This is a genomic window from Thalassococcus halodurans (assembly GCF_900108225.1).
In the GTDB taxonomy this organism is placed as follows: Bacteria; Pseudomonadota; Alphaproteobacteria; order Rhodobacterales; family Rhodobacteraceae; genus Thalassococcus; species Thalassococcus halodurans.
Genome location: NZ_FNUZ01000001.1, coordinates 421,957 through 433,827, shown reverse-complemented (window position 1 = coordinate 433,827; position 11,871 = coordinate 421,957). Strand labels below are relative to the sequence as shown.

The 11,871-nt window shown below is 58.6% G+C and carries 11 protein-coding genes; 3 read left to right on the top strand and 8 right to left on the bottom strand.

The features are described from left to right. Positions 1–2: 2 nt before the first annotated feature. Together C4S59_RS02190 and C4S59_RS02185 are read right to left on the bottom strand one after the other, a co-directional pair. Positions 3–536: an adenine phosphoribosyltransferase gene (locus C4S59_RS02190; protein WP_103908830.1), complete on the bottom strand. Its 534-nt coding sequence runs from the start codon at positions 534–536 to the stop codon at positions 3–5. Between the two features lie 15 nt (positions 537–551). Beyond that, complete coding sequence (locus tag C4S59_RS02185) at positions 552–1,418, bottom strand: S-methyl-5'-thioadenosine phosphorylase (RefSeq protein ID WP_407703024.1); 867 nt, start codon at positions 1,416–1,418, stop codon at positions 552–554. A gap of 190 nt (positions 1,419–1,608) precedes the next feature. Between C4S59_RS02185 and C4S59_RS02180 the strand changes: the two genes are divergently transcribed. Further along, entirely contained in the window at positions 1,609–3,219 is a 1,611-nt protein-coding gene (locus C4S59_RS02180; RefSeq protein ID WP_103908828.1) for a SulP family inorganic anion transporter, read from the top strand. Positions 3,220–3,273: 54 nt separating this feature from the next. Here C4S59_RS02180 and C4S59_RS02175 read toward each other — a convergent pair whose 3' ends face one another. Continuing rightward, positions 3,274–3,879 carry a flavin reductase family protein gene (locus C4S59_RS02175; RefSeq protein ID WP_103908827.1) on the bottom strand — a complete coding sequence of 202 codons (606 nt, stop codon included), beginning with the start codon at positions 3,877–3,879 and terminating at the stop codon, positions 3,274–3,276. Between the two features lie 121 nt (positions 3,880–4,000). Here C4S59_RS02175 and C4S59_RS02170 point away from each other — a divergent pair, with 121 nt between their 5' ends. Continuing rightward, positions 4,001–4,495 (top strand): GNAT family N-acetyltransferase, encoded by a 495-nt coding sequence (locus C4S59_RS02170; RefSeq protein WP_103908826.1) that lies wholly within the window; start codon positions 4,001–4,003, stop codon positions 4,493–4,495. A gap of 49 nt (positions 4,496–4,544) precedes the next feature. After that, positions 4,545–5,294, top strand: a complete 750-nt coding sequence (locus C4S59_RS02165) for an EcsC family protein (RefSeq protein WP_103908825.1) — start codon at positions 4,545–4,547, stop codon at positions 5,292–5,294. 128 nt (positions 5,295–5,422) lie between these two features. Here the strand turns inward: C4S59_RS02165 and ptsP are convergent, their stop codons facing one another. The 5 genes from ptsP to C4S59_RS02140 form a co-directional block, all read right to left on the bottom strand. Beyond that, on the bottom strand, positions 5,423–7,660 hold the full coding sequence (gene ptsP / locus C4S59_RS02160) for a phosphoenolpyruvate--protein phosphotransferase (protein WP_103908824.1): 2,238 nt from the start codon (positions 7,658–7,660) through the stop codon (positions 5,423–5,425). Positions 7,661–7,850: 190 nt separating this feature from the next. Continuing rightward, complete coding sequence (locus C4S59_RS02155) at positions 7,851–9,107, bottom strand: aspartate kinase (RefSeq protein ID WP_103908823.1); 1,257 nt, start codon at positions 9,105–9,107, stop codon at positions 7,851–7,853. A gap of 111 nt (positions 9,108–9,218) precedes the next feature. After that, complete coding sequence (locus C4S59_RS02150) at positions 9,219–9,863, bottom strand: SDR family NAD(P)-dependent oxidoreductase (protein ID WP_103908822.1); 645 nt, start codon at positions 9,861–9,863, stop codon at positions 9,219–9,221. A 72-nt stretch (positions 9,864–9,935) separates the two neighbouring features. Beyond that, on the bottom strand, positions 9,936–10,370 hold the full coding sequence (locus C4S59_RS02145) for a DUF1178 family protein (RefSeq protein ID WP_103908821.1): 435 nt from the start codon (positions 10,368–10,370) through the stop codon (positions 9,936–9,938). A 110-nt stretch (positions 10,371–10,480) separates the two neighbouring features. Beyond that, positions 10,481–11,695 (bottom strand): 3-deoxy-D-manno-octulosonic acid transferase, encoded by a 1,215-nt coding sequence (locus C4S59_RS02140; RefSeq protein WP_234994656.1) that lies wholly within the window; start codon positions 11,693–11,695, stop codon positions 10,481–10,483. Positions 11,696–11,871: the final 176 nt, after the last annotated feature.

Sequence of the window (11,871 nt, the reverse complement as noted above, 5' to 3'; positions counted from 1 at the left end):
GCTTAAAGACCTTCAAACGCGCACAGTGCGTGGACGTCCATACCCAGACCTTCCAGCCGCTTCCGGCCACCCAGATCGGGCAGGTCCACCACAAACGCGCAGCCGATGATCTCGCCGCCCAGACGTTCAACCAGCTTGATGCCCGCCTCGGCGGTGCCTCCGGTGGCCAGAAGATCATCGACAATCAAAACCTTCTCGCCCGGCTGGATCGCGTCGTCGTGCAACTCGACGACCGCTTCGCCGTATTCGAGCTGATAGGACTGGGAAATCACCGCGCCGGGCAGTTTGCCTTTCTTGCGGATCGGCACAAAACCAACAGACAACTGGTGTGCAATCGCACCGCCAAGGATAAACCCGCGTGCCTCTAGGCCCACGACCTTGTCAAAGCGCACGCCGGCATAGGGATGAAGCAGTTGGTCGATGGCGATGCGGAAGCCGCGCGGATCGCCAAACAGGGTTGTCACATCGCGGAACATGATCCCTTCGTGGGGGAAATCGGCAATGGTGCGGATATAATCTTTGACGGTTTTCTGCATGTCTATCCCTCGGAATTACAGCACGCGGCCTGCCACAGCATCCAGCTTGGCCACAAGCCCCGGATCGCGTTTTTCCGGTGCGGTCATGATCGCGTATTCCAGCGCTGTGTCGCAGCCGTGGGGGCAGGGCGCATGTGTCCCTGATAAGTCTTGCGTCAGCGCATGGATGGTGGCGCGGGCATTGGCGGCGTTCGCCTTCATCACGCGGATGACGTCAGAGACCTCGACCGCGCCGTGGTCGGGATGCCAGCAGTCGTAATCCGTGACCATGGCAATGGGCGCATAGCAAATCTCGGCCTCGCGGGCGAGTTTTGCTTCGGGCATGTTTGTCATCCCGATCACATCGGGGCCCCAATGATCGCGGTACATGCGGCTTTCGGCCAGCGTGGAAAACTGCGGGCCTTCCATGGCCAGATAGGTGCCGCTTGGGTGCAGTTTGACGCCCGTCGTCGCCGCGGCCTTCGCGACTTTTCCCGACAGAGACCCGCAGGTCGGATCCGCGACCGAGACATGCGCAACGCAGCCGGAACTGAAGAAACTGGACGCACGGTGGCGGGTGCGGTCGATGAACTGATCCACCATGACGAAATCACCCGGCGCCATATCTTCGCGGAACGATCCGCAGGCCGAGACCGCCAGAATATCGGTCACGCCAAGCCGTTTCAGCGCGTCGATGTTCGCGCGATAGGGCACGTCCGAGGGGCTGTGCACGTGACCACGGCCATGACGCGGCAGGAACGCCATGTCGATCCCGTTCAGCGTGCCGGTCAGGATTTGATCCGACGGCGCACCCCACGGTGTTTCGACGGTCTGCCATTCAGCGCCTTCCAGCCCGTCGATGTCATACACTCCGGACCCGCCGATTACCCCAAGCCGCATCATCAAACCCTTTCGTTGCTTGGCCCCTTTGTGCGGTGTGCCTGCCCGTCGCGCAAGGGTGACGCAATTCTGCACGCAACGTACGGTCATTATGATGCAGTCCCGCGTTATTCCGATAGGAGGGGTGGAAATCTGGGCGATATGCCACTAGACGCGGCCCGAACCCAAAGATCCCATCACGACAGGATAGCCCATGGCCCGCGCCCTTCTGGCACGTTTTGCCGATCAGTTTTCGCTGAATGAACTTAACCTGCTGCCGACGGAAAAACTGACCCCGTCGCGCCTGAAGACCGAGGTGCTGTCCGGTCTGACCGTTGCCCTTGCACTTGTTCCAGAAGCGGTGGCTTTTGCCTTTGTGGCGGGCGTCCACCCGCTGGTTGGCCTTTATGCTGCGTTCATGGTGGGTCTGATCACCGCGTTGATCGGTGGCCGTCCGGGGATGATTTCCGGTGCGACGGGCGCCTTGGCCGTTGTGATGGTGGCGTTGGTAGCGCAGCATGGCGTTGAATACCTGTTTGCGACCGTGGTTCTGATGGGCGCATTGCAGATCATGGCCGGTTCGCTGGGCTGGGGTAAGTTCATCCGCCTTGTGCCGCATCCCGTTATGCTGGGCTTTGTGAACGGTCTGGCAATCGTGATTTTTCTTGCCCAGATGACGCAATTCCAGATGCCTGCCGCAGATGGTAGCGGGCCGGAGTGGCTGTCGGGACCGAAGCTTTACATGATGCTGGCGCTGACCGCGCTGACCATGGCGATCATCTGGGGCTTGCCGAAAATCACTAAAATCGTACCTGCGCCCTTGGCCGGCATCGCGATCACAGCGGCGATTGTGATCGGCTTTGGCATCGACGTGCCGCGCGTGGGTGATATGGCCTCGATCCAAGGTGGCCTGCCGCAGTTCCACATTCCAGCCGTTCCGATGACCTTTGAAACGCTGGAAATCATTCTGCCCTACGCGATTATTCTGGCGGCCATCGGCCTAATCGAAAGCCTGCTGACCCTGAACCTTGTGGGTGAGATCACCGGCAAGAAAGGCGGCGCGTCGCAGGAATGTGTGGCCCAAGGTATCGCCAACACCGTGACCGGTTTCTTTGGCGGCATGGGTGGTTGTGCGATGATCGGTCAGTCCATGATCAACGTGAAATCCGGTGGCCGGACGCGCATCGCCGGCACGGTTGCAGCCGTCTTCCTGCTAATCTTCATCCTGTTCGCATCGCCCCTGATCGAGCTGATCCCGCTGGCGGCACTGGTTGGTGTGATGTTCATGGTCGTGATCGGCACATTCGCGTGGAATTCATTGAAAATCCTGACACGCGTTCCGCGTATGGATGCCTTTGTGATCCTGCTGGTGACGGTTGTGACCGTTCTGGAGGACCTTGCTGTCGCGGTTGTTGTCGGCGTGATCGTATCGGCGCTGGCCTATTCGTGGAACAACGCGCGCCGCATCCGCGCCAAGACGCACGAGACACCGGAAGGCGCCAAGGTCTACCAGTTGGAAGGCCCGCTGTTCTTTGGCTCGGCCGAGGGTTTTGCCGAACTGTTCAACCCGAAAAACGACCCGTCTTTGGTCATCGTTGATTTCCAGGACAGCCGTGTGGTTGACCAATCCGCCCTGCAAGCGATTGAGGCACTGGCCGCGAAATACGAGGCTGAGGGTAAGCGCATCGAACTGCGCCATCTGTCGCACGACTGCCATTGGCTGCTGAAGAAATCGGGCCATCTGGTCGTCGAAAGCGATGACGATCCGGATTATGAGGTGGCCGTTGATTACGGCGTCCGGACCGGGATTCTGGGCGGACACTAAAACAAAAGCGCGCCTGACCTCAGGCGCGCTTTTTCAATTCCGGCAGGCGAAAGCTTATTCGCCCGGGCGCTTCAATTCGAACTTTTCGCGCACGACCGTGTAGTCGCGATATCCCATGCGGGACAGCGGGTTATATGTCATCACATCAAAGATGCCGTCCACAATGCAGTCGTCGCGCATATGGACGCCGATGACCTCGCCAAACACAGCAAAATTCGTGTCGCCCTCCAGTCGGACAATCTGGGTCATCCGACATTCCAGCGACGCAGGTGCGCCCTCGACGCGGGAACAGGCGATTTCGCTGCACTCTGCCTTGGACAGGCCCGCCAGTTCAAATTCGTCCGTTTCCTTATCCCATGCGCCGGATGTCTTGTTCATCGCATCGCGCATTTCGTACTGCACGATGTTCACGCAAAACACGCCGGTTTCACGGATGTTGGCCACCGTGTCTTTGGTGTCGCCACGGTCTTCTTTGGCGGATGTCGAAGCGAACATCACCTGCGGCGGCGTATAGGCGACAGCGTTGAAAAAGGAATAGGGCGCAAGGTTTTCCGACCCGTCGCTGCCACGCGTGGAAATCCAGCCGATTGGGCGGGGGGTTACGATGGCGTTGAACGGATTGTGGGGCAGGCCGTGGCCTTCGGTGGGACGATAGAACACTGTATTCTCCCTTTTCGGTCCGGTAGCGGTTTGAAGCTGACCGGCCCTCGTGTTAGTCGCGAATTCGGGCGCAGGATGCACGATCCCGCCCGAGATACAATGACCTGCCGGAGCAAAACAGGTGTTCACGCTTGCACAGGAAAAGCCAGAGGATTGGTGGGAGGTCGAAGCCCTCTACGATCACTGCTTTGCGCCTGGCCGGACGGCGTTGTCATCTTACCGCTTACGCGATGGCGTCGCCCCTGTGGCCAACCTTTGTTTGGTCGCACGCGACGAGGTCGGTCAGGTGGGCGGCGCTATCCGCTATTGGCCGATCCGTGTGGGCGGCGTGCAATCGCTGCTGCTTGGCCCTGTGGCGGTGCATCCGATTGCCCAAGGCGAAGGTCTGGGTGCCCTGTTGATTACCAAAAGCCTTGAGGTCGCGCGCGACGATTGGGACCGTGTTTTGTTGGTAGGGGATGCGCCTTATTACAGCCGTTTCGGGTTCGAAAAACTCGATGGGGTTGAAATGCCTCCGCCGACCAACCCCGATCGCATTCTGGGCTATTCCCTGAAGGACGGTGCGTGGAACGGCATCAAAGGCAAGGTCCGCAAGGCGAAGCCGCCTCTGACTTGAAAACCAACCGTTTCATCCCGATCTTTGATCTAGCCCGAGAGGAGAGATCATGACCGGTACTGCGTTGGTGTCTGTGAATGTTGATCAGGAAATTATCGACCTTGCCCGTCGGCACAAGGCGGCAGGGGGCGTCGGGCTTCAGGTTCTGAATATCGTCGGTGGGCAGGCCGAGAACCTGCTTGAACGTCTGCCGGATGGTGTGAAGAACCGGCTTGAAGATGCCACGACCAAGGCGCTTGAGGTGGCCATGTCGGCCGCGCATCAGTCGCGCGGAGTGGTCAAAGATCAGCAGTCATGGCTGAATACGGCTTTGGCCACGGCGATGGGGGCCGCTGGCGGGGCAGGTGGATTACCGACCGCTTTGGCAGAATTGCCTGTCACAACGACTGTTTTGCTGCGGGCCATTCAGGGCATCGCGCACGAATACGGTTTTGATCCCGCAGACCCTGAAATCCGTAAAGAATGCTTGCTCGTCTTCGGCTCGGCTGGGCCGTTGGCGGATGACGACGGCGCAGATATGGCGTTCCTGTCGGCTCGCGTGACCCTGACAGGTGCAACGGTGCATGGCATCATCGCGCGGATTGCTCCTCGGTTGTCGGTCGTGTTGGGGCAGAAGCTCGCGGCGCAGACAGTTCCGATATTGGGCGCGGCGGCTGGGGCTGCGACGAACTATGCCTACTTCAGCTATTATCAGGAAATGGCGCATGTGCATTTCAGCCTGCGCGCGCTGTCCCAGAAATCCGGCCACAGCCGCGAAGCGCTGGTCGAGCGCATGAAGATTGCGACGAAAAATCTGTAGGCCATTAACCCGCCATTAGGGTTAATCACTCAAATTAAAGACGGATCAAAACGATCCGTACCAGAGCGGGAATAGCGCTACTGGAACGCGTCACTGGCCTGAATGGCAGTTGGAACCGCGTTGTTCTATCACGTCCGGTCGCGAAGGTATTCCATCACGGCCGGACGTACCGACTGCGCCCCCTCATTGCGGGCCTTGTCGATCACGGCTTTCACTTCGCTTAGGTCATGGCGCATCAACAGATGCTTGACCGGACCAATCGACGCCGGTCGCATGGACAAACAGCGCAGGCCGATGGCGGCAAAGCAAAGCGCTTCGATCGGGCGGCCAGCGTCCTCGCCGCAGAACGACAGATGCGTGTCCGTTTCGGCGCAGCGGTTGATGATCTGTTCCACGAACGTCAGGAACGATGTGTTCAACGTGTCATAGCGGCGGCGCACCCGTTCGTTTTCGCGGTCCGCTGCAAAGAAGAACTGTTTCAGATCGTTGCCGCCAATCGACAGAAAATCGACGTTCTCAAAGAATGTGGTTGGCGCATAGGCAAGGCTGGGCGTTTCCAGCATGGCGCCGATTTTGATGTCGCTGGGCACAGCGTGGCCAAGCCGCTTTTCGCGGGCGATGGTTTTATCCACCTCGCGCCGCGCGGCATAGTATTCATCCGACTGCGCAACAAAGGGGAACATGATCGTCAGGGGGCGGCCATCAGCAGCCCGCAAAAGCGCCTGAAGCTGCATCTGCATGACGCCCGGTTTGTCCAACCCCACACGGATCGCTCGCCATCCCAACGCCGGGTTCGGTTCGTCGTTGGGCTTCATATAAGGCAGCACCTTATCTGACCCGATATCCAGTGTCCGGAATACCACGCGCTTGCCGTCTGCTGCATCCAGAATGCGTTTGTAAAGCGCGGCCAGTTCCGTGCGCTTGGGCATCTGGTTGCGCACCAGAAACTGCAGCTCGGTCCGGAACAGGCCAACGCCCTCGGCGCCCGAGGATTCAAGGCTGGGCAGATCGGCCATCAGGCCGGCGTTCATGTGCAACTCAATCCGTGTGCCACAAGCGGCCTTGGCGGGAATGTCGCGGATGGATGCGTAGCGCTCCTGTGCCTTTGCGGCCATGGCGATCTTGTCGCGGAAGGCCGAAACAACGGTGTCGTCGGGGCGCAGGTGGACGATGCCCTGATCGCCGTCGATCATCAGGTGATCGCCGTTCAGCGCGCGTGTCGTGATGCCGCTCGCGTGGATAACGAGCGGAATAGCTAGGGCGCGCGCGACAATCGCTGCGTGGCTGCCAACCGAACCTTCTTCCAGCACGATGCCGCGCAGGTTCCGGCCGTATTCCAGCAATTCGCCCGGACCAATGTTCCGCGCGATCAGAATGGGGTTTTCCGGCATTTCCGCGCCGGTATGATTGCCCTGTCCCGTCAGAATGCGCAGCAAGCGGTTCGACAGATCGTCCAGATCCTGAAGACGTTCACGCAAATAGGCGTCGTTGACCTGCATCAGGCGCGCTTTGGCGGCGGATTGTTCCTTTTCCACAGCAGCCTCGGCAGACAGACCGCGGCTGATGTCTTCCTCCATCCGGCGCAGCCAGCCTTTGGAATTGGCGAACATCCGGTAGGCTTCCAGCACCTCGACCTGTTCGGGATCAGAGGCCGAGGCCAGCAGATCGTCTACACTGATCCTCAGGGCGTCTACGGCCTTGTGCAGGCGGTCGAGTTCCGTGTCGGGGTCATCGGCCACAAGGTTTGTCACAACCACACGCGGTTCGTGCAGCCAGACATAGCCTTCGGCTGCCCCTTCCTGACCGGACGTTCCACGGATCAGTTCCGGTTGTGTGTGACGGGCTTTCAGCGCGGCACCTTCGCCAACGAAGGCACCCAGTTCGGTCATCTCAGCCAGAACCATGGCGACAACTTCCAGCGCATAGACTTCGTCGGCTGTAAATTCACGCTTGGTTTTCGACTGCACGACCAGAACGCCCAGCTTTTCGCCCAGACGCTGAATCGGCACACCCAAGAAGCTGGAATAAATCTCTTCCCCAGTTTCCGGCATGTAGCGGAAACCACGTTCAGACGGCGCGTCGGCGGTGTTGACCAGTGATCCGGACTTGGCCACACGACCAACCAGACCTTCGCCCATCCGCATGCGCGTCTGGTGGACCGCTTCGGCCTTCAGGCCTTCGGTGGCACAAAGTTCAAGGGTTTCTTCGTCGCGGAACAGATAGATCGAGCATACCTCGGTTCCCATGGAATCCGCGGTGAGGTGCGTAATCTTGTCCAGTCGTTCCTGCCCAGCAGCCTCTTCGGCCATGGTATCACGCAGACGTCCGAGCAGTTTACGACTTTCGCTTTCGGAACGGTCCGGCATGCTTAGTCCTTTTTTCTCCGGATAACAGCTATAGGCGAGGAGACGGTACTAGGAAAAGGGATTGCGTGAAAAAATACACGCATAAGATGTAGTGCTTTTGTGCTATGCGCGTTTTTGCGCGCGAAATTGAATAAAAAATAGAATTTAGGGTCTGCTGCAGGCGAAATGCCCGCAGCAGGGAACGTCATGCTTAGGCTTTTTCCAGTTCGAACGCGTCATGCAGCGCCTGAACGGCCAGCTCCATGTACTTGCGTTCGATCAGGACCGAGATCTTGATCTCGGAGGTTGCGATAACCTGAATGTTGATGCCTTCGTCGCTGAGAACTTTGAACATCTTGGCCGCAACACCTGCGTGGCTGCGCATGCCGATGCCGACAACGGACACTTTGGCGACCTCTTCGACGGTATCCAGACGGTCGTAGTTCAGAACGCCGGATGCCTGCGCTTCGGCCAGCGCCTTTTCTGCGCGTTTTACCTGATCAACAGGGCAAGAGAACGTCATGTCGGTGACGCCGCCTTCGTGGCCCTTGTAGTTTTTCTCGGACACGTTCTGAACGATCATATCGACGTTCACACCGGCATCGGCCAGCGTACCAAAAATGGACGCCGCGATGCCCGGACGGTCTTCGACGGTCACGAGGGTCATCTTGGCCTCGTCACGCGAAAAGGCCACACCGGCCACTACATTCGATTCCATGATATCCTCCTCGTCGCAGACCAGCGTGCCTGCCTCATCGGATTGTTCTTCAAAACTTGAAAGGACGCGCAGCTTGACCTTGTAGCGCATGGCCAGCTCGACGGAACGTGTTTGCAGAACCTTGGCACCCAAAGACGCCAGTTCCAGCATTTCTTCAAACGCGATGCGGTCCAGCTTGCGCGCTTTGTCGCAGACGCGCGGGTCTGTGGTGTAGACACCGTCAACGTCGGTATAGATGTCACAGCGTTCCGCGTTAAAGGCAGCAGCAAAGGCCACCGCCGTGGTGTCGGAGCCGCCACGGCCCAGCGTTGTGATACGGCCTTCGGGGCTGATCCCCTGGAAGCCTGCAACCACCGCAACGCGCATGCCTTCGTTGAATTTGCGGGTGATGTTTTCAGACGGGATGTCTTCGATACGGGCCGCGCCGTGGGCGTCGGTGGTCATGACCGGAACCTGCCAGCCCTGCCAGCTGCGTGCCGGTACGTCCATTTCCTGCAACGTCAGCGCCATCAGACCGGCCGTGACGTTTTCACCCGAGCTGACAACGGCATCGTATTCACGCGCGTCATACAGCTGCGAGGTTTCGTTCACAAAACCCACCAGTTTGTTGGTTTCGCCTGACATGGCAGACACGATAACGATGACATCGTAGCCTTTGGCCACTTCGACACCCACACGTTTTGCAGCACGCTTGATACGATCAAGCGTTGCAACCGATGTGCCGCCGAATTTCATCACGAGAACGGGCATAAGCGTCTCCCGGGGAAAGAATCAGCGGCGGTTTACGCCGCACCCCAATCAGGCGCAAGCCTATGCAGAATTTTGGCGGCTATAATGCGTCCAAACAGGCGCAGGTCAGGCTTAGAAAACGTGGGGGCTGCCATCCCAATTTTCAAAACATCCGGTTTTCGCCATCGACAGATCGATGATCCGGTCTCTCAGACCCAAAGCGGCCTCGTCGACTTCGATGTCGGCATCCGAGCCCCCCATATCGGTGATGACCCAGCCGGGGTGATAGATGCCCACGCTGATGGCGTCCTTCGCCAGATCCTTGGCAAGGTTGCGACCCAGGTTAAGCGCCGCCGCTTTGGACGCGCGGTAGATATAGCTGCCGCCCGGCGCGCGCTCTTGCGACGCCATGGTCGATGAAATGATCGCGATCTTTCCTGCCGATGATTTCCGCAGGTTTGGCAGCAATGCCTGAACTGTCAGGAACACACCCGTGACATTCACCGCGAAGGTATCTGCCCACATGTCGGCAGGGTATCCGTTTTCCAGCGATTCATGTTTGTCAAAATAAACGCCTGCGTTGCAAACCAGTGCATCAACGGGATCAGGCCCGATCCGCGTTGCAAATGTGCGGACGGAATTCGGATCAGTCACATCAAGCGGAAGATAGCCTTCGACATCGCGCGCCGTGCCCACGACATCCGCGCCGGATGCCTGCATGACCTTCATCAGTTCGTGACCGATGCCGCGATTTGCCCCTGTAATAACGACGCGCATCCAAAAATCCCTTCGCTCAAACTGCCACTAGTGACACCCGAGTAGGGCGGAAAGACAAGCAAAACCGTGTTTTCAGTTGCTTTTGCGGGTCGGAACAAAGGGAAGCGGCGCGACATTGATCCCGTCTTCGATCAACTTCTTGGCCTCGTCGGGCTTGGCTTCGCCCCAGATCGGACGTTCAGGCGCATCGCCCAGATGCATGTCGCGCGCCTGACGGACAAAATCCTTGCCGACATAGTCCGAGTTCTTCTCAACATGCTCTTTCAGCGCCGCGACCGCCTTTTCAAAGTCGGTCGGCGCTGTGGGTGCCGGTGCCTGTTCAGGCTCGGGTGCGCTTTTGGATTTGCTGGCAACGCGCGGCGCCATCAAGGATTTCTCAACCGCGTTCGTACCACAGACACCACAGGCCAGATGCCCTGCGGCTTGCAGCTTTTCAAAAGCGGCGGCTGACTGGAACCAGCTGTCGAACTGGTGGCCCTCAGCACATTTGAGCGCGTATTGGATCATATCGTCACGTGTTATAGCTGACCGTTATTGATAAACCGTCTGCGGCTACCTTCAAGAAATCTATGCTGTTTCGATGCCGATTTGTAGGGATCTGCATCGTTTTGTTGCACTTACTCGGGCAGTTGCGCGACCAGATCGGAAACCAACCCGTCAATATTTGTAACGGCCCGAAGTGCATTTTGTGCAGCAATTCCCACCTTTTCCTGCGCACTTTCCGCGTCAAGGCTGGCGAGCGCCTCGGCCAGTTGATCAGCGTTCTCTACGCAAATGGCCGCGTTGTTTTGTGCCAGTCGCTCATATGCCGATGCGAAATTGCCCGTGTCGGGGCCGTGTATCAGGGCGCAGCCAAAGTAGGCTGGCTCATACGGGGTGTGGCCGCGACGGTCGGTCAGACTTCCGGCGATAAAAACCCGTCCCGCCTGACGATACCAATTCGGCATCTCGCCCATTGTATCCGCCAAAAGAACCGAAGCCGCGTGGCTGTCGCCCGTTGAGCGGCGTGCGCAGTCCAACCCTTTTTCCGCAATCATTTCTGCGATCTGATCGGCGCGATGCGGGTGTCTCGGGGCAAGGATCAGACGCAGCTCGGGATTGATCCGGCGGGCTTTGACATGTGCATCAAGAATGATTTCTTCTTCGCCTTCGTGGGTCGACGCGGCAAGCCATGTCACCGCGCGGGGGTAATCCGCAACGATCTGGGGGTCCCGTTTGGGCAGGGTTTGCGGATCGTAATAAGCTTTCAAATCAGCCACAGGTCCGCGTGCGTCTTGCGGCAGGCCAAGCTGGCTCAGGCGGTCAAGCGATGCCGCATCCTGACCGCTGACCCACTGGATGTTGGTCAGAACCCGTTCTGCAAGCTTGGGGAAACGCCCCCATCCTTTCGCTGTGTTTTCGGTCATGCGCGCGCCTAAAACCAGCGTGGGAAACGGTGCGATCAGTACGCGATTGGGCCAAAGCTCGGCCTCCATCGTGATGTGGGCCACAAAGTCGCGGCCCTTCCAGAAGCTGCGCAAAGCGTGGCGCAAATCCAGCGGGGCAAGCACCGCAGCATATCCCAAGGCACGGGCCAGCGCGACGCCGGTTGCGGTGTTGCAGGTCACGAAAATCGACAGGTCGGGGCGTTTTTCCTGCAGCTCGGTGATGACCGGGAGGGATGACGCCAATTCGCCGTTTGATGCAGCGTGCAGCCAGATGTGCGGCCCCTTCGGTCGCGGACCACCAAAGCCCAACCGTTCGCCTGCGTCGGAAAACTTTCCTGATACCAGCGCTTTAGCGAGGGTGATCAATGCGAAAATTGAAATCAGCAGACGGTAAATGGCCATCATCAGCCCTTTTTTCGGTTTGACGCTGATTTAGCGTGAATTGCCGTGCTGAGAAAGCCTCAGCACGCTCAGAATGGCCTTCTGTGGGTAAGTTTGACTGAATCCAATAAGCTGAGATTGCTACGGCGCGTTCTTCATGTGGATGAAATTGCGCCCCTTCAGGATGACGCTATGCCCGA

Excerpts from the sequence above, each read along its gene's own strand:
- C4S59_RS02190 (WP_103908830.1), bottom strand. The coding sequence starts at position 536 with ATGCAGAAAACCGTCAAAGATTATATCCGCACCATTGCCGATTTCCCC.
- C4S59_RS02185 (WP_407703024.1), bottom strand. The coding sequence starts at position 1,418 with ATGATGCGGCTTGGGGTAATCGGCGGGTCCGGAGTGTATGACATCGAC.
- C4S59_RS02180 (WP_103908828.1), top strand. The coding sequence starts at position 1,609 with ATGGCCCGCGCCCTTCTGGCACGTTTTGCCGATCAGTTTTCGCTGAAT.
- C4S59_RS02165 (WP_103908825.1), top strand. The coding sequence starts at position 4,545 with ATGACCGGTACTGCGTTGGTGTCTGTGAATGTTGATCAGGAAATTATC.
- ptsP (WP_103908824.1), bottom strand. The coding sequence starts at position 7,660 with ATGCCGGACCGTTCCGAAAGCGAAAGTCGTAAACTGCTCGGACGTCTG.
- C4S59_RS02155 (WP_103908823.1), bottom strand. The coding sequence starts at position 9,107 with ATGCCCGTTCTCGTGATGAAATTCGGCGGCACATCGGTTGCAACGCTT.
- C4S59_RS02150 (WP_103908822.1), bottom strand. The coding sequence starts at position 9,863 with ATGCGCGTCGTTATTACAGGGGCAAATCGCGGCATCGGTCACGAACTG.
- C4S59_RS02145 (WP_103908821.1), bottom strand. The coding sequence starts at position 10,370 with ATGATCCAATACGCGCTCAAATGTGCTGAGGGCCACCAGTTCGACAGC.
- C4S59_RS02140 (WP_234994656.1), bottom strand. The coding sequence starts at position 11,695 with ATGATGGCCATTTACCGTCTGCTGATTTCAATTTTCGCATTGATCACC.